The 22,783-nt window shown below is 59.0% G+C and carries 18 protein-coding genes; 8 read left to right on the top strand and 10 right to left on the bottom strand.

What is annotated here, in order from left to right:
* The first annotated feature begins 419 nt into the window (after window positions 1-419).
* The 3 genes from GS620_RS04665 (at window position 420) to GS620_RS04675 (ending at window position 3,833) form a co-directional block, all read left to right on the top strand.
* Window positions 420-2,171, top strand: a complete 1,752-nt coding sequence (locus GS620_RS04665) for an acetolactate synthase 3 large subunit (RefSeq protein WP_152458271.1) — start codon at window positions 420-422, stop codon at window positions 2,169-2,171.
* Window positions 2,172-2,240: 69 nt separating this feature from the next.
* Window positions 2,241-2,801: an acetolactate synthase small subunit gene (gene ilvN / locus GS620_RS04670; protein WP_117868667.1), complete on the top strand. Its 561-nt coding sequence runs from the start codon at window positions 2,241-2,243 to the stop codon at window positions 2,799-2,801.
* Window positions 2,802-3,113: 312 nt separating this feature from the next.
* A complete protein-coding gene (locus tag GS620_RS04675) occupies window positions 3,114-3,833 on the top strand; it encodes a helix-turn-helix domain-containing protein (protein ID WP_171167696.1) in 720 nt (239 codons plus the stop codon).
* 9 nt (window positions 3,834-3,842) lie between these two features.
* Here the strand turns inward: GS620_RS04675 and GS620_RS04680 are convergent, their stop codons facing one another.
* The 4 genes from GS620_RS04680 to prfB form a co-directional block, all read right to left on the bottom strand.
* Window positions 3,843-4,628 carry a DUF2189 domain-containing protein gene (locus GS620_RS04680; protein WP_171614312.1) on the bottom strand — a complete coding sequence of 262 codons (786 nt, stop codon included), beginning with the start codon at window positions 4,626-4,628 and terminating at the stop codon, window positions 3,843-3,845.
* A 26-nt stretch (window positions 4,629-4,654) separates the two neighbouring features.
* A complete protein-coding gene (locus GS620_RS04685; protein ID WP_171614507.1) occupies window positions 4,655-6,055 on the bottom strand; it encodes an amidase in 1,401 nt (466 codons plus the stop codon).
* 103 nt (window positions 6,056-6,158) lie between these two features.
* Window positions 6,159-6,863 carry a M50 family metallopeptidase gene (locus tag GS620_RS04690; RefSeq protein WP_371809769.1) on the bottom strand — a complete coding sequence of 235 codons (705 nt, stop codon included), beginning with the start codon at window positions 6,861-6,863 and terminating at the stop codon, window positions 6,159-6,161.
* 1 nt (window position 6,864) lies between these two features.
* Window positions 6,865-7,992, bottom strand: a complete 1,128-nt coding sequence (gene prfB / locus GS620_RS04695; protein WP_171228125.1) for a peptide chain release factor 2 — start codon at window positions 7,990-7,992, stop codon at window positions 6,865-6,867.
* A gap of 77 nt (window positions 7,993-8,069) precedes the next feature.
* Between prfB and GS620_RS04700 the strand changes: the two genes are divergently transcribed.
* Entirely contained in the window at window positions 8,070-8,897 is an 828-nt protein-coding gene (locus tag GS620_RS04700) for an aminoglycoside phosphotransferase family protein (RefSeq protein ID WP_171614314.1), read from the top strand.
* On the opposite strand, the gene GS620_RS04705 is transcribed toward GS620_RS04700, so the two are convergent.
* The 3 genes from GS620_RS04705 to GS620_RS04715 form a co-directional block, all read right to left on the bottom strand.
* On the bottom strand, window positions 8,894-11,383 hold the full coding sequence (locus tag GS620_RS04705; RefSeq protein ID WP_171614316.1) for a PBP1A family penicillin-binding protein: 2,490 nt from the start codon (window positions 11,381-11,383) through the stop codon (window positions 8,894-8,896). The two genes, GS620_RS04700 and GS620_RS04705, sit on opposite strands and share 4 nt — an antisense overlap.
* 94 nt (window positions 11,384-11,477) lie before the next feature.
* A complete protein-coding gene (locus tag GS620_RS04710) occupies window positions 11,478-12,698 on the bottom strand; it encodes an N-acetylmuramoyl-L-alanine amidase (RefSeq protein ID WP_171614318.1) in 1,221 nt (406 codons plus the stop codon).
* Window positions 12,699-12,764: 66 nt separating this feature from the next.
* Window positions 12,765-13,928 carry a pyridoxal phosphate-dependent aminotransferase gene (locus GS620_RS04715; protein ID WP_152458278.1) on the bottom strand — a complete coding sequence of 388 codons (1,164 nt, stop codon included), beginning with the start codon at window positions 13,926-13,928 and terminating at the stop codon, window positions 12,765-12,767.
* Between GS620_RS04715 and GS620_RS04720 the strand changes: the two genes are divergently transcribed.
* The 3 genes from GS620_RS04720 to GS620_RS04730 are packed head-to-tail and all read left to right on the top strand — an operon-like array spanning window position 13,927 to window position 17,159.
* Window positions 13,927-15,309 carry a M48 family metalloprotease gene (locus tag GS620_RS04720; protein WP_171614320.1) on the top strand — a complete coding sequence of 461 codons (1,383 nt, stop codon included), beginning with the start codon at window positions 13,927-13,929 and terminating at the stop codon, window positions 15,307-15,309. The genes GS620_RS04715 and GS620_RS04720 overlap by 2 nt on opposite strands.
* On the top strand, window positions 15,306-16,064 hold the full coding sequence (locus tag GS620_RS04725) for a DsbA family protein (RefSeq protein ID WP_152458280.1): 759 nt from the start codon (window positions 15,306-15,308) through the stop codon (window positions 16,062-16,064). The genes GS620_RS04720 and GS620_RS04725 overlap by 4 nt, the downstream gene beginning before the upstream one ends.
* Before the next feature lie 24 nt (window positions 16,065-16,088).
* On the top strand, window positions 16,089-17,159 hold the full coding sequence (locus GS620_RS04730) for an agmatine/peptidylarginine deiminase (protein WP_171614322.1): 1,071 nt from the start codon (window positions 16,089-16,091) through the stop codon (window positions 17,157-17,159).
* Window positions 17,160-17,177: 18 nt separating this feature from the next.
* Here GS620_RS04730 and ispG read toward each other — a convergent pair whose 3' ends face one another.
* From ispG to hemA, 3 genes are all read right to left on the bottom strand, one after another.
* Window positions 17,178-18,299, bottom strand: coding sequence for a flavodoxin-dependent (E)-4-hydroxy-3-methylbut-2-enyl-diphosphate synthase (gene ispG, locus GS620_RS04735; RefSeq protein ID WP_171614324.1), 1,122 nt, complete (start codon window positions 18,297-18,299; stop codon window positions 17,178-17,180).
* A 71-nt stretch (window positions 18,300-18,370) separates the two neighbouring features.
* Window positions 18,371-19,576, bottom strand: a complete 1,206-nt coding sequence (locus GS620_RS04740; protein WP_152458283.1) for a helix-turn-helix domain-containing protein — start codon at window positions 19,574-19,576, stop codon at window positions 18,371-18,373.
* Window positions 19,577-19,705: 129 nt separating this feature from the next.
* On the bottom strand, window positions 19,706-20,929 hold the full coding sequence (gene hemA, locus GS620_RS04745) for a 5-aminolevulinate synthase (protein WP_171328057.1): 1,224 nt from the start codon (window positions 20,927-20,929) through the stop codon (window positions 19,706-19,708).
* 325 nt (window positions 20,930-21,254) lie between these two features.
* On the opposite strand from hemA, the gene GS620_RS04750 reads away from it, so the two are divergent.
* Window positions 21,255-22,640: a dipeptidase gene (locus GS620_RS04750; RefSeq protein ID WP_171115441.1), complete on the top strand. Its 1,386-nt coding sequence runs from the start codon at window positions 21,255-21,257 to the stop codon at window positions 22,638-22,640.
* Window positions 22,641-22,783 lie beyond the last annotated feature (143 nt).

Consider the following 22,783-nt stretch of genomic DNA (forward strand, 5'->3'; position numbering starts at 1 on the left):
AAGCCTCCGGGTTTTGCCCCCTGCACGTTCAGCGTGGCGCAGAAAAAAGTAATGGTCATGCCCGTTTCGGACATCGGCCTGACGCTTTCAGACCGCCTTATCCGCACACAAAACGGCCAATTTTCACGTCGAATTCCCGGAAATTCCCGACATGCGGCAATCTACGCAATAAAATGTCGCAAAATACCGCCGCTGAGATAGAAAATTGGTGCAATTGCCTGTTGACGCCCCTTCCCCCCGACCATAATGTCGCCTCCAAGCAAAAAGGAGCCTCTGGCGATGAGAACGCTAGTCGTAATCGTAGGAACCACGCGCATGGGCCGGTAACGGTAAACCATAATCGAACCCATGCGCCTCCGAAAAATCGGGGGCTTTTTTTTGTCGAACGCAAGACACATGTCGCGAACGGAGCAAAGCAGATGACACGTGAGATGACCGGCGCAAAGATGGTGGTTCAGGCCCTCAAGGATCAGGGCGTGGACACGGTATTCGGATACCCCGGTGGCGCCGTGCTACCGATCTATGATGAAATCTTTCTGCAAAACGACATTCGCCACATTCTGGTGCGTCACGAACAGGGCGCTATCCACGCCGCCGAAGGCTATGCCCGATCGACGGGAAAACCGGGCGTCGCGCTTGTCACCTCCGGCCCCGGTGCCACCAATGCTGTCACCGGTCTGACCGATGCGTTGCTGGATTCGATCCCGATCGTCGTTCTGACCGGGCAAGTCCCGACCTTCATGATCGGATCGGATGCGTTTCAGGAGGCCGACACTGTAGGCATCACCCGCCCCTGCACCAAGCATAACTGGCTGGTGAAGGACACGGACTCGCTGGCTGAAACCCTGCACGAGGCATTCCATGTCGCCACCTCGGGCCGCCCCGGCCCGGTGCTGATCGACATCCCGAAGGATGTGCAGTTCGCGTCGGGCGAATATGCCAGCCCGAAACCTTCGACCTCGCATTACCAACCCGCGATGAAAGGAGATCTGGAAGAGATCACCGAACTGGTTGCCGCGATGGAAACCGCAAAGAAACCGATCTTCTATACCGGCGGTGGCGTTATCAATTCCGGCCCCGCGGCCAGCCAGTTGCTGCGTGAACTGGTGGATGCAACGGGCTTTCCGATCACCTCAACCCTGATGGGTCTGGGCGCCTATCCCGCCTCGGGCGAGAACTGGCTGGGGATGCTCGGCATGCATGGCCTTTATGAGGCCAATATGGCGATGCATGATTGCGATCTGATGATCAATATCGGTGCGCGGTTCGATGACCGGATCACCGGGCGCATCGATGCGTTTTCGCCGAACTCGAAAAAAGCGCATATCGACATCGACCCGTCCTCGATCAACAAGGTCATCCGGGTGGACATCCCGATCGTCGGCGATGTGGCGCATGTGCTCGAGGATATTCTGAAGATCTGGAAGTCGCGCGGCCGCAAGACGGACGCCGCGAATGTCAAACAATGGCAGAACCAGATCGCCGAGTGGCGCAAGATCAACTGCCTGGCCTTCACCAACAGCGAAAAGTCGATCAAACCGCAATACGCGCTGCAACGCCTTGAAGAACTGACAAAAAAGCATGATCGCTACATCACCACCGAGGTGGGTCAGCACCAGATGTGGGCGGCGCAGTACCTTGGGTTCGAAGACCCCAACCGCTGGATGACATCGGGTGGTCTGGGCACGATGGGCTATGGGTTCCCCGCCTCGATCGGCGTGCAGATGGCGCATCCGGATGCTCTGGTGATCAATGTCGCCGGCGAGGCCAGCTGGCTGATGAACATGCAGGAAATGGGCACCGCCGTTCAGTACCGCCTGCCGGTGAAACAGTTCATCCTGAACAACGAACGTTTGGGCATGGTCCGCCAGTGGCAGGAGCTGCTGCATGGCGAGCGCTATTCACATTCCTGGTCCGAGGCCCTGCCCGATTTCGTGAAACTGGCTGAGGCCTTTGGCGCCAAAGGTATCCTGTGTTCCGACCCCGCCGATCTGGATGACGCGATCATGGAGATGATCAATTACGACGGTCCGGTGATCTTTGATTGTCTGGTCGAAAAGCACGAAAACTGCTTCCCCATGATCCCGTCGGGCAAGGCCCATAACGAGATGCTGCTGGGTGAGGCCGAGACGCAGGGCGTGATCGACTCCAAAGGTTCGGTTCTGGTTTAACGAAATTCGACGGATTTGGTTGAGCGCCGCGCTGCGCCCAACCTGTCAAGGATGATGAAAGGGACGTAAATGTCTGCCCTACATATCAAAAAAGGCTCTACCCGCCATTCGGCCTATAACCTACGGCCCACCTTCTCGGACGTTCAGGAACGCCATACCATCGCGGTTCTGGTCGAAAACGAGCCCGGAGTGCTGGCCCGTGTCATCGGCCTTTTCTCGGGTCGTGGGTACAACATCGAAAGCCTTACGGTGGCCGAGGTTGATCATACCGGCCACCTGAGCCGCATCACCATCGTCACCACCGGCACGCCCCAAGTCATCGAACAGATCAAGGCGCAGCTTGGCAGGATTGTCTCGGTGCGTGATGTGCATGATCTGACGGTCGAGGGCGCCTCGGTCGAGCGTGAACTGGCGATCATCAAGGTTGTCGGCGAAGGCGACAAGCGGGTCGAAGCCCTGCGACTGGCCGATATCTTCCGCGCCAATGTTGTCGACAGCACACTCAATTCCTTCATCTTCGAAATCACCGGTGCGCCCGACAAGATCGACGCATTTGCCGACCTGATGCGCCCGCTGGGCCTGATGGAAATCGCGCGTACCGGCGTGGCGGCCCTGCTGCGCGGCGATTGATCGAACTGTCCCGCCTTGGCACTTGTCTTGCAGCCAAGGCGGGAACACTTATTAGGGTGGCTGGTCCTTTCAAATTCAACTCTTGCGATCTGAATGCGCTATAATTGCCATAAGGTCGGCTTTTCCCGAAAAAGATCAGGCATTTTCAGATAAAGCCTATTGCCTTTACACATGAGGACGTTAGCCTCGAAGCTGCAACGCGACGTGGGGATACGTTGCTTGGGGTCATTCTGTACGATTTAAAAATGCACTGGGCTTCGGCTTCAGTGCGACGATGGTTTCTTTCAGAAACTAAGCAAGACGTGGGCACCCATGACTGACGATATTCGTAGTCCGGCTGAGATTCGCGCAATGTTTGGTGCGAACCTTCGGCAATTGGCGAAGCGATATCGCTCGATCTCGGCGCTGTGCCGACAACTTGGCGTAAACCGTACCCAGTTCAACAGATATCTTTCCGGTGAAAGCGTTCCCAGACCAGATGTGCTGGACCGTATATGCAGGTTTTTCGATGTCGATGCCCGCATTCTTCTGAAACCGCTGGACGAGATCGAGAAGATCGAAGAACACCCTGCAACTCCGGCCCTGACAGAGTTTCTGGGCTCGGGTGCGGATGCGATCGAGAAATCCCCGTTTTCCCCCGGGTTCTACGCGGTGATCGAAAGCCTGTCGGCTGAACACCGGATGACCCTGCTGCACGCCCGACCCCTGGCCCAATGTACGTTGATCCGTGGTTACGTGTCGCGTGCGGCAATGCCCGAGGCACCCCCGAAGGCGCGGGAGATACAGGGGATAGCGGCCGCAAGCGGTGACACTGTCTATATGCTCACCTCCCAGCGGGAAGGTCACAACAGCCGGGTCTATCTGATCTCTCCGGACCCTACGGGAACGGCAGTTCATTGGCGTGGGTCGGTCATCAGCCCGACAAATGCGACAACGCCCGAACCCGTTGTGCTGAAATACCTTGGGCACGACTCGACGGCCATCTTTGCTGCTGCGCGATTGTCGACGAACAACGTGGCTAAGCACCTGTAACCTACCGTCTCAGGTAGTTGTTTTCCCTTCATCATTCTGCGTGATCTGCCGGTACAGATGCCAACTGGCATGTCCCAGCAACGGCAGAACCACCAGCAACCCCAGAAACCAGGGCACCATCGCCAGAAATGTCAGCACCGCGATGAAGGCACCCCAGGCCAGCATCACCGGAAAGTTCTCTGACACGTAGGTAAAGCTGGTGATCATGGCCGTTACGAAGTCCAGCTCGCGGTCCAGCAGCAGAGGGATCGACAGAACGGTGATCATGTACAGAACGGTCGCAAAAACCGCCCCGACGGCGGTGCCGACGGCCAGCATTGTCAGGCCATTCAGTGTCAGAAACACCTCAAGCGAGGTCGACACGTTGGTCATCGTCGCCAAACCCATGAACAGGGCAAAAATCATGTGCCCCAGAAAAAACCAGAAAAGAAACACGACAACTATGATCGCGCAGATCGAGGGCAATTGTCTGCGGCTTTGCTGCATCACGACCCCGAAGATCGCGCCAAAATCGAGCGGCTTTCCTTGTTCCAGCCTGTGCGATACCTCGTACAGACCAACAGCGGCAAACGGGCCGATTAGCGGAAACCCGATGGCCGCCAGCACCAGCCAAAAGGTTGTTCCGGTCTGAACTGTCACCCATGCCATCGCCCACCCGGACAGTACGTAAAACCCCGCAAAAATAAGGCCGAACAGCGGTGCGCGGCGAAAGTCGGCCCAGGCGCGCTGCAATGCAGTACGCAGCATGGCGGTATCGACCGGCCGCATATCCGGAACACCAAAGGGTTTGTCCATGTTGTCTTCCTCCTCCCTGACCGGCGTTATGGCATCGCCGGCCTCTTGTTCGGCCAATTGGTTTCGGCGTGGTAAGCCGCACCGACTGACAATAGTTTCCGATCCGATCCTCTGGGCCCGAACAATTGAAACCCCATCGGCAGCCCCTGCGTGCCAAACCCCGCGGGCGCAGCAAGACATGGCAGGCCGATCAGGCTGACCGGTATCGTGACATGCATCCATCGGTGATAGGTATCCATGGCCCGGCCCGCGATCTCTGTCGGGTAAGGCAAATCAACCGAAAACGGCCAGATCTGAGCAGACGGCAGAACCAACGCGTCAAACTGTTCGAACAGGTTCGCCGCGCAACGGAACCATTCCGAGCGGATGACACTGGCGTGGTGTACCTCCATTGCACTCATTGCCAGACCCCGATCCAGTTCCCATTGTGCTGAATCTTTCAAATCTTCCTTTTCCGACGCCAAGGGTTCCAGCCCGGCGGCCACGCTGAACGACCGCAGGGTGATCCAGCTGGTCCAGAGTTTTTCGGCATCGAAAGGCGGGGCGACGTCCTCAACCCGCGCGCCACGTGTTTCGAACACGTCCATCGCGTCTTTACAGATGTCAAGAATACCGGGCTCGGTCGGAAAAGCGCCGCCCCAGTCGCCAAGCCACCCGATCCGCAGCCCTTGCAGATCTGTGGCGGTCACCGGCGACACCGGCGCACTTTCAACGGCCAGCGGCAAGCGCGGGTCCGGACCCGAGATGACATCAAGCAGAACACCCAGATCTTCGGGGCAGCGCGCCATGGGGCCCAGTGTCGACAACTGGTGCAAAAAGCTGTCCCCTACGGGATCGGAAGGCACCCTGCCCCAGCTTGGCCGAAAGCCATAAACGTTGTTCCAGGCGGCAGGGTTGCGCAAGCTGCCCATCATGTCCGAGCCATCGGCCAGCGCAACCATGCCCGTCGCCAAAGCAACCGCCGCCCCGCCGGATGAGCCACCGCAGGTACGATTGGCATCATAAGGGTTGCGCGTTGCCCCATAGACCGGATTGAACGTGTGCGATCCCAGCCCAAATTCCGGCGTATTGGTTTTGCCGATCAGGATGGCACCGGCTTGCCGCATCCGGGCGGCGATCAGATCGTCACTGGCTGGCACGTGGTCTTGAAAAACAGGTGATCCTTGCGACGAGACGACACCCGCCACATTCACAAGATCCTTGACTGCGATTGGAAGACCGTGCAGCGGGCCGGTGATCGGGCCGTCGTCACAGGCCTTCGCCTCGGCCATCAAACCATCTGAATCCCTCAGCGCCACGATGGCATTCACCTCACCATTGACCTTGGCGATGCGATCCAGCGTGGCCTGCATCACGTCCGAGGCTGAAACCTGCCGGTTAGTCAACTGTTTCAAAAGGTCTGCAGCCGATATCCGGGTCAGGTCCATGACGCGCCAATCCATTGTCGTTTCCGGCAGCCTAGCGGGCAGCTCGGATCATTTAAACCCACTGTTTAAATGTATCTTTTCAGCGTCGTCCCAGACGGCAATGTCAGCGCGCTGATCTGCGAAAATGCAGGTTACTGTCAGCCCCAAGCCAGTAGCGCAGGCAAAGAACGATCACGATGCAGCTGAGCACCAGCCAGATCCCGCCCCACAACATGGCAGAGCCACCGAATTCCTCGGCCAGCATGAATGCATCCGAACGAGCGCCAGACCGTCGGATCGTGTCATCGAAGATGTCGAAAGGGACATAGATCATACTGGTCAATCCGATCACACGCAGCACCAGATCGCTTGCATCGGGACGTAGATACCACGCCGCAGCAATCATCGCAGCCCCGGTTCCGATGCTGAAAACAAGGGCGAACGGGTCGCGGATATACAGCACCGCCACCAGACACATAACACCACCAAAACCCGCCAGAACGGCGCGGTCGGCCCTTGTTCGCAAGGCAAGGATCAAAAGGGCCATGCCAAGCGCCAGTGAACCAAGATACCCGGCAGACAGGCTGAGAAAGCGATTGCCGCCCCGGCCGACGACAACGCCGCCCTGTTGTGGTGAGATCGAAAAGCTCTCGACCGAGCCGCCCGTCATCAGGATCGTCACCGCATGAGACAACTCATGCAGAAAGACGACCAGTATCTTCAGTGGAACCGCAACCGGTGTATTCCAGAGCAAAAACACCAGGGCCGTGATCAGGATAAGCTGCCAATGCCCTTTCAAAACGTTCAGGAAAGGGCTGTTACGCTTCACCTCAGCTGTCGCCCTGGGCCTCGGAGCGGCTCTTGCCCGCCACGTTCAGGGCCAGTGTGGCCGCCATGAAGCCGTCCAGATCGCCGTCCAGAACACCCTTGGTATCCGAGGTCTCGTAATTGGTCCGCAGGTCTTTGACCATCTGGTAGGGCTGCAAAACATATGACCGGATCTGGTTGCCCCAGCCCGCATCCCCCTTGGCCTCGTGTGCCGCGTTGATGTCGGCGTTCCGGCGGTCCAGCTCCAGTTGATACAAGCGCGATTTCAGAGCCTTCATGGCGATATCGCGGTTCTGGTGCTGCGACTTCTCGGACGAGGTCACGACAATCCCGGTTGGAATGTGCGTGATCCGCACGGCCGAGTCCGTGGTGTTCACGTGCTGACCACCGGCACCCGATGACCGGTAGGTGTCGATGCGGATATCGGCGGGGTTCACCTCGATCTCGATATTGTCGTCGACCACGGGATAGACCCAGACCGAACAGAACGAGGTGTGCCGCTTGGCCGCCGAGTCAAAAGGCGAAATCCGCACCAGCCGGTGCACGCCGCTTTCGGATTTCAGCCAGCCATAAGCGTTGTGCCCCGAAATCTTGTACGCAGCGGATTTGATCCCTGCCTCTTCGCCCGGGGTTTCGGACTGAAGCTCGACCGTATAGCCTTTTTTCTCGGCCCAGCGCACATACATCCGCGCCAGCATCGAGGCCCAGTCGCAGCTTTCGGTTCCGCCCGCGCCCGAGTTGATCTCGAGGAAGGTGTCGTTGCTGTCGGCCTCACCGTCAAGCAGGGCCTCAAGCTCTTTCTTCGCGGCCTTGGCCTGAAGCGCCTTGATCGCGGCTTCGGCGTCCTGGACAACTTCTTCGTCTTCTTCCAGTTCGCCCAGCTCAATCAGTTCGATATTGTCGCTTAGATCGGTTTTGATGGCCTCGTAGGTCTCGATCGCGTCGACCAGCATCTGCCGATCGCGCATCAGTTTCTGCGCCTTTTCCGGATTGTCCCACAGGTTGGGATCTTCGACACGCGCATTGAATTCCTCAAGGCGATGCGGCGCGGTCTCATAGTCCATGCGCTGCGCCAGCAGCTCCAGCGACTTTTCGATTTCCGCCACAGTGTTCTGGGTTTCGGCGCGCATGGTCTTGTCCCAACTTGCTCAATCAGGCCTGCGTGATAGCAAGAGGTGCGAGACACCACAAGACGGGCTGAGCGTGAATGCAAGGCACATTCAAAGAGTTTCTGGACCGATGGGAATTGCATCAACCGGAACTGGTTGCCGAGACGGCCCAGGCGCGGGTGTGGAAGGTACGGTCGGAACACGGGCCCGCCGCCCTGAAACTCTATCGCGGACCGGATCGCGGCAACGAAGAACCCGGGACCGCTTTGTTGAAGGCCTGGCATGACCGGGGCGCGGTTCGGGTTCTCAACGAGGAACGGAATGCCGTTCTGATGGAATGGCTGGAAGGCCCGTCTTTGGGGGACATTGCACGGGCAGGACGCCCTGAAGACGCTGTTGCGATCCTTGCAGAAACGGCGGCGCGCCTGCATGGGAAGGCCACCGCTGACATCGGTGGCTTGAAACCCCTGAACCAGGTGTTCGCCCCTTTGTTCGGCTGCGCCTTTGCTCCGGCCTGCCCAACCCTTCTGCGCAAGGACGTGCTGTCTGCCACGAATCTGGGTCAGCACCTGTTGATCAGCCAGCCCACGCCGGTACCCCTGCACGGGGATCTTCACCCGGACAACATTATTCTGACCCACAATGGCCCGCGGGTTTTCGATGCCAAAGGATATGCAGGAGATCCGGCCTTTGAACTGGCAAATGCACTGCGGCACCCAAAAGGCATGACCGAATTGGTGCGCGATCCCCGGCAGATCGAAACCTGCCTGTCGCTCTATTCCGAAGCCATGAATGTTTCAGAGAAACGGCTGGCCCAATGGGCAGCCGTCAAATGCGCCTTGTCCATCTGCTGGCGATCCGAAGGTGCCATCGAAAACGACCCGGAAGCCGACCTTTTGCGCCTTTTTCTGGACGTGGCCGATTAGTAAAGACCGCCGGTACTCAGATCGCCTTGCGTGGCCTTGGGGCCGACCGTGATGGTTTGACCGGTGGAGGTTTGAACCTGCACACCTGCGCGCTGCGCTTCCTCGAACAAAGGCAGGTCGGAACCAATCGCAAAACCACCGTCATAAACACGGTCGATGAACCCATCGACACCGTCGCGGAAGAACTCGGCCACGACAAAGTCGCCAGTGGCGTCATCCGGCAGGCGGGCGCCGCTGAAACGGTCGATTTTGATAAAGTGACCACCTTCTGGAACCTTGAATGGCCCACCGCCATACTTTTCGACGGCTTTTTCCATGAAGCTCTGGAACACCGGGCCGCACAAGGTACCACCATAAGCCCCCCGTCCCATCGGGCGCGGGCGGTCGTAACCGATATAGCAGCCCGCCACGATGTTCGAGGTGAAGCCGATGAACCACGCATCCTTGGATTCGTTGGTGGTTCCGGTCTTGCCGGCCGTCGGCACCGGCAGGTTCACATAGCGCGAGGCGGTGCCGCGATCCACCACGCCTTTCATCATGGACGTCAGCTGATAGGCCGTGATGGCATCCATGACCTGCGCGCGGTCCGTGACAAGGGTTGGGGCCTCGTCGGGCTCGAGCCAGGTCGAGTTGCAATTCAGGCATTGACGATCATCATGACGATAGATGGTCTTGCCGAACCGGTCCTGAATACGGTCGACCAGTGTGGGTTCAACCCGCTGACCCCCGTTCGCGAACATCGCATAAGCCGCGACCATCTTGTACAGCGTCGTTTCTTCGGACCCCAGCGAGTTTGCAAGGAACGCGCCCATCCGGTCATAGACGCCAAAGCGTTCGGCGTAGCCTGCAACCACCGGCATCGTGACCTCTTGGGCCAGACGGATGGTCATCAGGTTCCGCGACTGCTCGATCCCGGTGCGCAAGGGCGTCGGCCCGTAGAACTTGTTCGACGAGTTCTTGGGCCGCCACAAGCCCTGTGGCGTGTTCACCTCGATCGGTGCGTCCACAACGATGGTTGCCGGGCTGTATCCGCTGTCCAGCGCGGCGGCATAGACAAAGGGTTTGAAGCTGGACCCCGGCTGGCGCTGTGCCTGCGTGGCGCGGTTGAAAACGGTATCCTGATAAGAAAACCCGCCCTGCATCGCCAGAACGCGGCCCGAGTTCACATCCATCGCCACAAAGGCGCCCTGAACTTCGGGCACCTGACGGGCAGACCACTGCCCCTCTTCGCCCTCGACAACGAGGATCACATCACCGCGCTTGAAGTTCGCCGCAAAATCACCCTGCATCCACTTGATATCGGACCGCGGAATGGTGCCATCCGCAGGGCCGTCTTCGATCCCGACGGTAAGTTGCTGATCCGAGACATTCAGAACCACGGCGGGATACCAGCGGGTCGGCAGCACCACATCGCGCGGGATTTCCAGAAGCGACAGCGCCTCGCGCCACTGCGCTTCATCCGCCAGTTTTTCTTCCGAGATCACTTCGCCGGTGCCGCGCCATTTCCCGCGCGACCGGTCATATTTTTGTAACGCCGTGCGCAGGGCCTTTGCGGCCTCGACCTGCATTTCTTCGTCCACCGACGCACGAACCGTGAAGCCGCCGGTAAAGAACTCACCTTCACCAAAGTCCTCGCTCAGTTGGCGACGGATTTCATCGGTGAAGTAGTCGCGCGGCGGCAATGCGGTGCGGAAGCTTTCGAAATCGCCGTTCTGAACCGAGCGCAGCGGCATCTCGACCTCGGACTCATAGGTCGCCTGATCGATGTAACCGTTCTGGTACATCTCGCGCAACACATAGTTTCGGCGGGCCAGCAGGCGTTCCTTTTCCCGAACCGGGTGGTAATCCGACGGCGCCTTGGGCATCGCGGCCAGCATCGCAGCCTCGTGCGGGGCCAGTTCCTGCAAGGTCTTGTTGAAATAGGTCTGCGCGGCGGCCGTCACGCCGTACGAGTTCTGACCCAGAAAGATCTCGTTCAGGTACAGCTCAAGGATCTGCTCCTTGTCCAGGGTATCCTCGAGCCGGGTGGCCAGGATGATTTCCTTGATCTTGCGTTCCGCCCGGCGGTCGCCCGACAACAGGAAGTTCTTCATCACCTGCTGCGTAATGGTCGACGCACCGCGCACGGTACCGCCTTTGGTGCGCACCGCTTCGACACCTGCCGCGACGATGCCGCGTGGGTCGTAACCCTGATGGGTATAGAAATTCTTGTCTTCCGCCGAAATAAACGCCTGCTTCACCAGATCGGGAATTTCCGCGGACGGCGTGAACAGGCGGCGTTCCTGCGCAAATTCGTCGATCAACTGACCTTCGCCCGAATAGATCCGGCTGATCGTCGGGGGCTTGTACTGGGCCAGGGATTCGTGGCTGGGCAGGTCCCGGCCATACATCCAGAAGACCGCACCGATCACCAGTGCGACCATGAAAATACCCAAGGTAACGATACTGAAGATCGCCCCGAAAATCGAAAGAATGAACCGGATCACGTTACTGCCTTTTTCTCGCGGTGGTGCCTATATAGTGTTGCACCGCCCAAGGGTCAAAACACCAAGCGCATTCTAGCCGTTTTGCGCCGTAAGGTCACTGGCCAATCAGGGATTTGCGGATCACATCCTGCTGACGCCAGTCTTCGATCCCCTGAAAGATCCCTAACGCCATTTTCGCCCGCCATTCCGAATCCCTGAGGTTTTCTCGATCTCTGGGGCTCGACAGAAATCCAAGTTCGACCAAAACAGACGGAATATCGGCCGCCTTGAGCACCGAGAACGAAGCGGTCCGCAGCGGTTTTCGGTTCATCGGCCCGCCTTGCTGGGCCATCCCGTTGGCGATCGCGCTGGCCAAGGACCTGGTCCGCGGCATCGTTTCCTGGCGCGCCAGATCAAGTAGAACATCGGCCACCTGATCATCGGCACCATTCAGATCGATACCCGAGATCAAATCCCCCCGATCATGCCGCTCGGCCAGTTTTGAACTGGCCACATCCGAAGCATCGGCCGACAGGGTATAGACGGCAGCCCCATGGGCCTGACCTTCCGAAAGGGAATCCGCATGCAGCGAAATGAACAGATCCGCGCCAGCCCGATGCGCCAGGGCAATCCGGCGCTCCAACGAGACGAACTGGTCGTCAACCCGGGTCAGGACCACCTCATAACCTCCTGATCGCAAGAGAACTTCGCGCAGTTCGCGGGCAAAGGTCAGCATCAGGGTTTTTTCATCAACGCCGTCGATTTCGGCACCCGGATCAATCCCGCCATGCCCCGGATCGAGCATCACGCGCAACGGCCGGTCTGCCGAGCGCGCCGATGCCTGCGGCACATCAGCTGGCTCCGGCAGGTCCCATCCCGGGTTGCGCGGCGCACCTGCGGTTGCGTTGAACGTATCAAAATCCGTGCCCTTGAGGTTGAGAGACAGCAAAGCCGCCCCCGAAACCTCGGAAACTGACAATACGGCAGTGTCTACGGCCATCGGAGCGCCCAGTTCCAACACCAGCCGCGACCAACCCGGAACATAGGCTCCGAATTGCACGCCGCTGACGCGTTCGGATTGCAGGAAATCCGTTCGGTTCAGCCCGGTCCAATCCACTTCGTTGAAGTCCAGAACCATCCGGTACGGATCCTGCAAGGTGAAGATCCGGTACGGCACCCCCTGGCTCAGGCCGATATCCACGCGAACGCCAGTTCGCCCCACATCCGTGATGCGGCTTTGGTCGGGCTGAACGCGTGCCAGCGCGCTGAAATCCTGCGCGACGGCACTGCCGCACAGCGCCCAGATCAGGGCGATGCAAATGAAGATCCTGCTCATGGCCTCAAGTTTTCCCGAGATCGTTTGCCGGGCAGCCTATACCACAAGGGCTGATTTGTGAACGGCTCAGGCAGGTTCCCCGATCACCTTCCGCTCGGTCATGAAAACGCGCAACCGTTCCAGCCCGTCCTGAATGTCGGCCGTCGAACGCGCATAGGAAAAACGCAACGTCGTATGGCCGCGCTGCGGATCGAAATCCAGACCCGGCGTGACCGCGACCCCGGCCTTTTCCAGAATCTCGGCCGCAAATGCGCGGCTGTCATCGGTCAGGTCAGACACGTCGGCATATACATAGAAAGCCCCGTCCGGAGGCGCGATTTTCGTAAAGCCCGCCTTGGGCAGCCCGTCCAGCATCAGGGCGCGGTTTCGGCGGTACACGTCCAGATTGGCTTGCAGTTCGTCCTCGCAATCCATCGCGGCCAGTGCGGCAACCTGACTGGCATGCGGCGCGCAGATGAACATGTTCTGGGCTATCCGCTCGACCACGCGCACCTGATCCTCAGGCACGACCATCCAGCCCACGCGCCAACCGGTCATCGAGAAATACTTGGAAAACGAGTTGATCACATAGCACTCATCCGTCAGTTCCAGCGCGGTCACGGCCTTGGCCTCATATTCCAGACCATGGTAGATTTCGTCGCTGATGAAGGATGCCCCCTGCCCGTGTGCGGCTTCGATCAGCGACCCCATGGCGGCGTGATCCAGCATCGTGCCGGTAGGATTCGCCGGAGACGCCACCATCAGCCCCTTCAGGCCCATTCCCTGAATATCCGCTGCCACGGGTTGCAGACGGTTTTCAGGCGCGGTCGGCAGATCGACCGGCACCAATCCAAGTGCCCTGAGAATCTGGCGATAAGACGGATACCCCGGCGCACCGATTCCGACGCGATCCCCGCTGTCGAACAATGCCGTGAAAGCCAGCAGAAACCCGCCGGACGATCCGGGCGTGATGACCACGCGCCCCGGGTTCAGGTCCACATCGTACCACTCACCATAAAGCTGCGCGACACGCTTTCGCAGTGCAGGCAAACCCAGAGACACCGTATAGCCTAACGGGCTTTGATCCATCGCCTTGGCCAGCGCCTCGGTCGCGCCCTTGGGGGCGCCGGTTCCGGGCTGGCCAACTTCCATGTGAATCACATGGCGGCCCGCTTCTTCCGCACGGCGCGCGGCCTCCATCACGTCCATTACGATGAAGGGATCGACCCCGGACCGGGTTGAGTTTCTCATGCCCATCTCCCATGTTGCAGCCATGGCTTTTGAACGCGTATCCCTGCTGACGTCAATCCCGGCTCTGATCCTGTCGGTTGGTGTCTGGCTGGCGGCGGCAACGCAATCCCATGGGCAAAGCCTGATCCGCGACCCCGATATCGAGCGTGGCCTGCGCGAGCTGGCCTTTCCGGTTCTGCGCGCCGCCGGTCTGAACACCAATCGGGTTCAAATCCTTGTGGTCAATGACAACACGTTCAATGCATTCGTCATCGACTACAACGCCATCTATTTGAATTACGGGCTGATCCTTACGGTCGAAAGCCCCGAAATGCTGCAAGCGGTGATCGCGCATGAGGCCGCGCATATCGCGAACGGCCATCTGGCCCGCCGCGCCGAAAACCTGAAGGCGGCGCGGCGCAATGCGGGCCTTGGTACCGCTTTGGCCCTGCTTGCGGCTGCGGCCGGAGGGGGTGAAGCCGCCATTGGCATCGCCGCAGGCACCCAAGGCGCCGCAATCCGCAGCTTTCTGGGCCATACCCGCGCCGAAGAGGCCTCGGCCGACCGAAGCGCCGCAAGCTATCTGCGATGGGCTCAGATTTCCCCCAGCGGCATGGTCGAGCTGCACAGAAAATTCGCGGGTCAGGAATTGTTGAGCGTCGCTAATCAGGACCCGTACATGCGGTCGCATCCCACCAGTCGTGAACGATTGCGCGCCGCCGAAGCGTTTCTGGATGAGTTCGGCGACAAGGCCGTTCCGAATGCCAATGCCGATTACTGGTTTGCCCGCGTCAAAGGCAAACTGTCGGCCTTTTTACGCTCACCCAGTTGGACATTACGACGCGCCAAAGAAGAAACCGCTCAGGACATCCGCCTGATGCGCGAGGCTTCGGCCCATCATCAGAACCGTGATTTGGATCGCGCGCGTCGTGCCATCGACGAGGCCTTGGCGCTGCGCCCGAACGACCCCTACTATTATGACCTGAAAGGGCAAATTCTGCTGGAAAACAGGCAAATACGCGCGGCTGTTGAAGCGTACGGAAACGCTGTTGAAATGGCTCCGAACGATGCGCTTATCCTGGCTGGATACGGGCGGGCGTTGCTGGCGCAGGGTCAAACCAAACAGGCCCTGAGCGTGCTGGAAAAAGCCCGCGCCCGGGACTACCGGAACGCCAGGCTGTTGCAGGATCTGGGTGTGGCCTATGCTCAGGTTGGCAATGATGGTATGGCATCCACCGTGACGGCAGAGCGGTATGCGCTGCAAGGGCGGTTGAAAGATGCCGGAATTCACGCGAAACGCGCCGTGGCACGACTGCCCGAAGGTTCACCGGGTTGGCAAAGGGCACAAGACGTGTTGATTGCGGCAGAACGACTCGACAAAGACAAAAGGAAACGGAAATGATCCTCAGACATGCTGCACCCGCCCTTCTGGGGCTTTCCATGGCGGCGACCTCGGCGCAGGCGCTGGACTTGAATGCGATGAACGATGCCGAGAAGGCGGAATTTGGTGCCCAGGTGCGCGAATACCTGCTGGAAAACCCCGAAGTGATCATCGAAGCCATCAACATTCTGGAAGAGCGCAATGCCGTCGCCGAAGCCGCGGCGGACAAAGAACTGGTCGCCGCCAATGCGGATGAACTGTTCGATGATGGGTACAGCTGGGTTGGCGGCAACCCGGATGGCGACATCACGCTGGTCGAGTTCATGGACTACCGGTGTGGCTATTGCCGCCGTGCCGTTCCCGAAGTTACCAGCCTGCTGGCAGAAGACGGCAACATCCGCCTTGTGATCAAGGAATTCCCCATTCTGGGTGATGCGTCTGTGCTGTCCTCACGTTTTGCCGTGGCCACCAAACACGTGGCGGGCGACGACGCATACAAGCAGGTCCATGATGCCCTGCTGGAATTCACCGGCGAGCCAACCGAAGTTGCCCTGCGCCGCATCTCGGACGGTTTGGGGCTGAACAGCGACGAGATCATCGCGGCGATGGACAGCGATCGCGTTACGGATGAGATTGCGCGCACCCGTGCTCTGGCCCAGCGGATGCAGATCTCGGGCACGCCTTCGTTCGTGTTGGGCACAGAGATGCTGCGTGGCTATTTGCCAGCCGATCAGATGCAGCAGATCGTTAACGGTATACGTGCCGAACGCGGCTAAGGCCGGATCTGTCGGCGACGTGCCATGAAGCGGCGGGAATTTCTGGTGGCCGGAGGAGCGTTGGGTATGACGGGTTTCTCTGGCCAGTCTATTGCGCAGTCCGCGACAGGCTTCCACGTGCCGGCCGAAGACGCCAGGCATGAACGCACTTTCATGCAATGGCCGGTAAGCCGCACCGTCTATCCCGACCCCGTTTTTTTGGAATTGGTACAGGGGACCATTGCGGAAATCGCAAACACGATCTCTGCTTTTGAACCCGTTACAATGCTCGCCGGATCGGAACATCACGCAGACATCAGCAAACGGCTTTCTGCGGCGGTCGAGATCTGGGATGTCCCGACCGAAGATCTGTGGTGCCGGGACGCAGGCCCTGTCTTTGCGATCAATACCCGTGGCGCGCTTGCGGTCCAACAGATCCAGTTCAATGGGTGGGGAAGAAAACAGGTTCACGCACATGATGCGAAAATTGCCGGCAGAGTGGCCGAAAGGCTGGGTCTGCCCCTGTTGCCGACCGGGCTGATCGGCGAAGCCGGTGGCGTCGAGCAGGATGGGCATGGGACACTTATGGCGCATGAAAGCTCGTGGGTGAATGACAACCGCAATCCCGGCCTCACTCGGGACGAGATCGAAGCCCGGTTGTTGGCGGCCTATGGGGCCAAACGCATGATCTGGTCCGAAGGTGTCTGGGGCGAAGACATCACCGACTATCACATTGACAGTCTGGCCCGCTTTACCGGCCCCGGTCGCGGCATCATCAACTTGCCGGATGAACCGGACAAAGATGATCCTTTCCACTTGGCCGCGCTGGACACCTACGATCGTCTCATTGCCGCGGGCATCAACATGGACGTGATACCCGAGCCGCATTTCCGCCGTGTCAAAAACCCGGATTTCGTGGCCTCTTATGCCAATTACTACGTCTGCAATGGCGGTGTGATTGCGGCCCGGTTCGGAGACTCGGAAACAGACAGGATCGCGTCGGAAACGCTTGCAAGGCACCACCCTGGGCGTGAAGTCGTGACGCTTGACGTGGATGTGCTGGGAGAGCTTGGCGGCGGCATCCATTGCGCTACACAACAGATGCCCGGTTTTTAAATGTCGCGAAGAAACATGCTATTCAGCCGCTTCAGCCGCCGCATCCAGTTCAGCCGCCTTTTTCTCGACCTCTTCCACGATGTGATCGATCATCTGGTCGTTCGACATCTTGTGGCTGGCTTTGCCGGCCAGATAGACCATGCCGGACCCTGCCCCGCCGCCGGTGAAACCAACATCGGTCATGAGCGCTTCACCCGGCCCGTTGACCACGCATCCGATGATCGACAGGCTCATCGGCGTCTTGATGTGTTCAAGGCGATGTTCCAGCGCCTCGACGGTTTTGATGACATCAAAACCCTGTCGCGCGCAGGATGGGCACGAGATGATATTGACGCCCCGATGACGCAGGCCAAGGGATTTGAGGATTTCAAACCCGACCTTGACCTCTTCCACCGGATCAGCAGACAGGCTGACGCGGATCGTGTCGCCGATCCCCATCCACAGCAGGTTGCCCAACCCGATGGCCGATTTGATCGTGCCGCTGACCAGCCCTCCGGCCTCGGTAATGCCCAGATGGATGGGGGCATCCGTCGCCTCGGCAATGCCCTGATAGGCCGCGGCCGACAGGAACACGTCGCTGGCCTTTACGCTGATCTTGAACTCGTGAAAATCATTGTCCTGAAGGATGCGGATATGTTCCAGCCCGCTTTCGACCATCGCCTCGGGGCACGGCTCGCCATACTTCTCAAGTAGGTGCTTTTCCAGGCTGCCCGCGTTCACGCCGATGCGGATCGAGCAGTTGTGGTCGCGCGCCGCCTGGATGACTTCCTTTACACGGGTTTCGTCTCCGATATTGCCGGGATTGATGCGCAGACAGGCAGCGCCCGCTTCGGCGGCTTCAATCCCGCGCCGATAGTGGAAATGAATGTCCGCCACGATGGGTACCGGGCTTTCCCGAACGATCTGTTTCAACGCCTTGGACGACGCCTCATCAGGAACCGAGACGCGAACGATATCCGCACCCGCTTCGGCCGCGGCCTGCACCTGCGCCACGGTCGCCGCCACATCGGTGGTCAGCGTATTGGTCATGGTTTGAACGGCAATGGGTGCATCGCCACCAACGGGGACGTTGCCGACCATGATTTGACGGGATTTACGACGATAGATGTCGCGCCATGGGCGCACGTTATTGAGGGACATAAGGACGGATCCGCGTCTGCCTGAGTTGCGACTGTAGATAGTTCGGCAACGGGGTTATCGCAATGGCTAGATCACTCGGCGGGCGTTTCTGTCGCCTCGGTTTGCAGTTCCGCCACCAGTTGCTTGAGCGCACTGTTCTGTTCCGCCTCCAGATCGGCGACGGCATAGGCCTCGGACACGGCGTCTTTCGACAGAACGACACCCTTGGCGACAGTGCCCGGAGCACCCGCCGGGCCGTAATGTTCACCGTTCATCGCGAAATATACCGATCCCGACGCGCCCGCACGCAATGTCGGCGGTTCTTCCGTCAGGGGCACTTCGAATACGCTGCCTTGCTCGACGGTTCCCAGCGTACCTTCGAAAATGACGCTGCCATCCGCAGCCGTCACACGCATCCAGGCGGGATCAACTGCCACGATCTTGAGCGTGGTATCGATCTGTTCGACCACTTGCGGCAGGGCCGGTTTTTCGACCGTGTGCAGTTCAGCCACTTCGAACTGCGGCAATTCGGGCGGGCGGAAGGTTCCAACCTCGCGCGGATCAAGCGTTGAGATCGGAGCATCCCGCGAGACCAGCACCGGAACATCCAGCGCCTGCGGACGATAGAGACGGTCCAGTGCTTCTGCGCTTGCTACTTCCGTAACATCATCTGACACGTTGCTGCGCGCCGCATCCAGCGGATCCAGATCAGACAGAACCACCGGTGCCTGTTCAACCGGGCTGACCTGTACTTGCTGAATCTTGTTCAAAACAGCCCAACCGCCATAGCCAATGCCACCGATCACAGCGAGCAAAACCAGCGACGAGCCGATTGCACGAGGTTCAATCTGACTGACCAGAGACTCCTTGCCCGGGATATAGGGCGTATTGGGCGAAATGAACGGATCCCGCCCCATCGGGCCGCGCGCAGGCAAAGCCCCTGAAGGTTTCCGCACCACCGAGGCCTCTGCGGACATGCCATGCGCAACCTCAAATCCGCTTTCCTCGCAGAAAGTCGCGAAGGTCTCATCGGGGTTCATACCCAGATAGCGCGCATAGGAACGCACATACCCGGCGATAAAGCCGGGTGTATCAAACGCATCGGGGTCGGCGTTTTCAATTGCAGCTATATAGTTGGCTTTGATCCGCAGCTCGCGCTGAACATCCAGAAGAGATTTGCCCATCGTTGCGCGTTCACCGCGCATCTTGTCGCCTAGGCGAACTTCGTAGTCGTCAAACCCTTTTGGTCTGACATCTACGTCCTCTTCGGATTCGCGCTGAGATCTGCGCCCAATCATCCCTGCTGCCCCATTCTGCCTGTCGCGTATTTCGCGTAAGTGGCGAATCATCCCCAGAATGATTCGTCTACTCGTTTTGTTAGCGTAAGCTTAACACGCGGCAAACTCGTTGCACACTTTGGCGTTAGGTTATCCGGCAAGTTCGGCGCGATTTAGCGCACAATGTGACCAAAGTTCGTCCATCGCCTGCACCAGACGGTTCATTTCGTCGGGTCCGTGCACCGGAGACGGGGTAAAACGCAGACGTTCGGTTCCGCGCGGGACGGTCGGGAAATTGATCGGTTGCACGTAAATACCATAATCGTCCAGCAGCATATCGCTGAGCTTTTTGGTGTGAACCGGATTGCCGACGATCACAGGTACGATATGGCTGCCGTGGTCGATCAGCGGAAGGCCCATTCCCTTCAGCCGCAGCTTGAGGATCTTCGCCTGAGTCTGGTGCTGCTCGCGCAGCTCAGACGCGGTTTTCAGGTGCGCAACGGATGCAGCAGCCCCTGCGGCAACTGCCGGCGGCAACGATGTCGTAAAGATAAAGCCCGGCGCATAAGACCGCACGGCATCGCACATCTTTGCGCTGGCGGCGATATAGCCCCCCATGACGCCATAGGCCTTGGCCAAAGTGCCATTGATGATGTCGATCCGATGTGCCAGCCGGTCACGCTCGGTCACGCCGCCGCCGCGCGGGCCATACATGCCCACCGCGTGCACTTCGTCGATATAGGTCAGCGCGCCGAATTCATCTGCCAGATCGCAGATTTCTTCGATTGGACCAAAATCGCCATCCATCGAGTAGACGGACTCGAACGCGATCAGCTTGGGTGCGGCGGGATCGTCCGCCTCAAGCAATTCGCGCAGATGCGCCAAGTCGTTATGACGGAAGATGCGCTTGGCCCCGCCGTTTCGGCGCACCCCCTCTATCATCGAAGCATGGTTCAGCGCGTCAGAATAGATGATCAGCCCCGGAAACAGCTTGGGCAGCGTGCTGAGCGTGGCGTCGTTGGCGATATAAGCACTGGTGAACAAAAGCGCGGCTTCCTTGCCATGCAGATCTGCCAGTTCGGCCTCGAGCCGTTTGTGATAGACCGTTGTTCCCGAGATGTTGCGCGTACCGCCCGATCCCGCACCTGCGGCTTCGACCGCCTCGTGCATTGCGTTCAGAACAACAGGGTGCTGGCCCATGCCCAGATAGTCATTGCCACACCATACGGTGATGTTCTGCTGCGAGCCGTCCGGGCGCGTGCGTACCGCGTGCGGAAAGTGTCCGTTGCGACGTTCGATATCGATAAAGGTCCGGTAACGTCCTTCGTCATGCAGCCTGGCAATCGCTGAATCGAGCTGAGCAGTATAGTCCAACGGACCCTCCTTGAATGCCCGTTTCCGGTTTCCCTTGGGCAATTAGTCTGCCACATCCAACAGCTTAACCTGTATCAGCAGCTTTGTGTTACTTTATTCAGCTGGTTACAGCCGAACAGGTGAACCCAACTTTGATTTGCATCAAATATAAGTTTGCAATGCTCACGGCAAGTATAGTTCCGGCTATCGGACGCGTGGAAACGACGCAGCCCGCGCAACGTCATTCGCGGGCTTGTGATTGCATGAACAATTCAGATCAACCGCTCTGGACGGCGCCGTCAACGCTGCTAGGGTTCGCGCGAACACAGACAAGCAGGAGATCCCCATGTCGCTAGACACCGTGCTGAACCGGATTGACGAAGATCTGCAAACCTCGATCGACCGCCTGATGGAGCTGCTGCGCATCCCTTCGATCTCAACCGATCCCGCGTACAAGGCCGACGTCAGCCGTGCGGCCGACTGGCTGGTTGCCGACCTCAACAGTATCGGAATTGCAGCAGAAAAACGGGAAACCCCGGGACACCCGATGGTCGTAGGCCATGTGGGCGAGGACTCGGATGCACCCCATATCCTGTTTTATGGCCATTATGATGTGCAACCCGTCGATCCGTTGAACCTTTGGACGCGCGACCCGTTTGACCCCGCCATCGAAGATACCGAGCACGGCCACGTCATCCGCGGGCGCGGGGCATCGGACGACAAAGGTCAATTGATGACATTCGTCGAAGCCTGCCGCGCATGGAAAGCGGTGCACGGATCCCTGCCCTGCCGCATCACCTTCTTCTTTGAAGGCGAAGAGGAATCCGGCTCACCCTCGCTGGTCCCCTTCCTCGAAGAAAACGCGGCCGAACTCAAAGCGGATCTGGCGCTGGTTTGCGATACATCCATGGTGTCGCGAGGTGTTCCGTCGATTGCCGCGCAGCTTCGCGGCATGCTGAAGGACGAGTTCACGATCATCGGGCCCCGCATCGATCTGCACTCCGGCCATTACGGTGGCCCGGGGCTGAACCCGCTGCGCGAGCTGTCGAAGATCGTTGCCTCATTCTATGATGACGAAACCGGGCGTGTCGCGGTCGATGGTTTCTATAAAGGCGTTCATGAAGTGCCCCAGGACCAGCTGCGCCAGTGGCAGAATTGCGGTTTCGATGAAGCGGATTATCTGAATTCGGTCGGCTATACCCAGCCGCACGGCGAAAAAGCCTATTCGACGCTCGAACAGCAATGGGCGCGCCCGACACTTGAGGTGAACGGGCTGTGGGGCGGATACAATGGCGCAGGCTCGAAAACCGTTATCCCTTCGGAAGCGCATTGTAAAATCACGTGCCGACTGGTCGGCGACATGGACCCCGACGCGCTGCGCAACAAGATCCGCAAACATGTCGAGGATCGCCTGTCCCCGGATGCAAAAGTTGTCTGGGACAACGATCTGGAAGGTTCGCCCGCTTCGGTCATGAATATCGATCGCCCGGAATTCGAAGCCGCGCGCAAAGCACTGTCGGACGAGTGGGACCGCGAAGCGGTGTTTACCGGCATGGGCGGCTCGATCCCCGTCGTCGGGTATTTCAATACCGTTCTGGGGCTGGATTCGATGCTGGTCGGCTATGCCAACGAGGACGACGCCATCCATTCGCCGAATGAGAAATACGACGTCAAAAGCTTTCACAAGGGCATCCGTTCGTGGGCCCGCATTCTGGATGCTTTGAACAAGTAACGGATTTCAGCGAGGCTCTGCCTCGCGCTCCGGGATATTTGCCGCCAGATGAATAAAAGATCCCTTGTTCATCGGGCCCAAAATATCCCGGGGGAGCCGCGCGCAGCAAGGCGGGGGCAGAGCCCCCTGTCCGACCGCAACAC

Origin of the sequence: Ruegeria sp. HKCCD6428, assembly GCF_013110595.1 — a bacterium.
Lineage (GTDB): Bacteria > Pseudomonadota > Alphaproteobacteria > Rhodobacterales > Rhodobacteraceae > Ruegeria.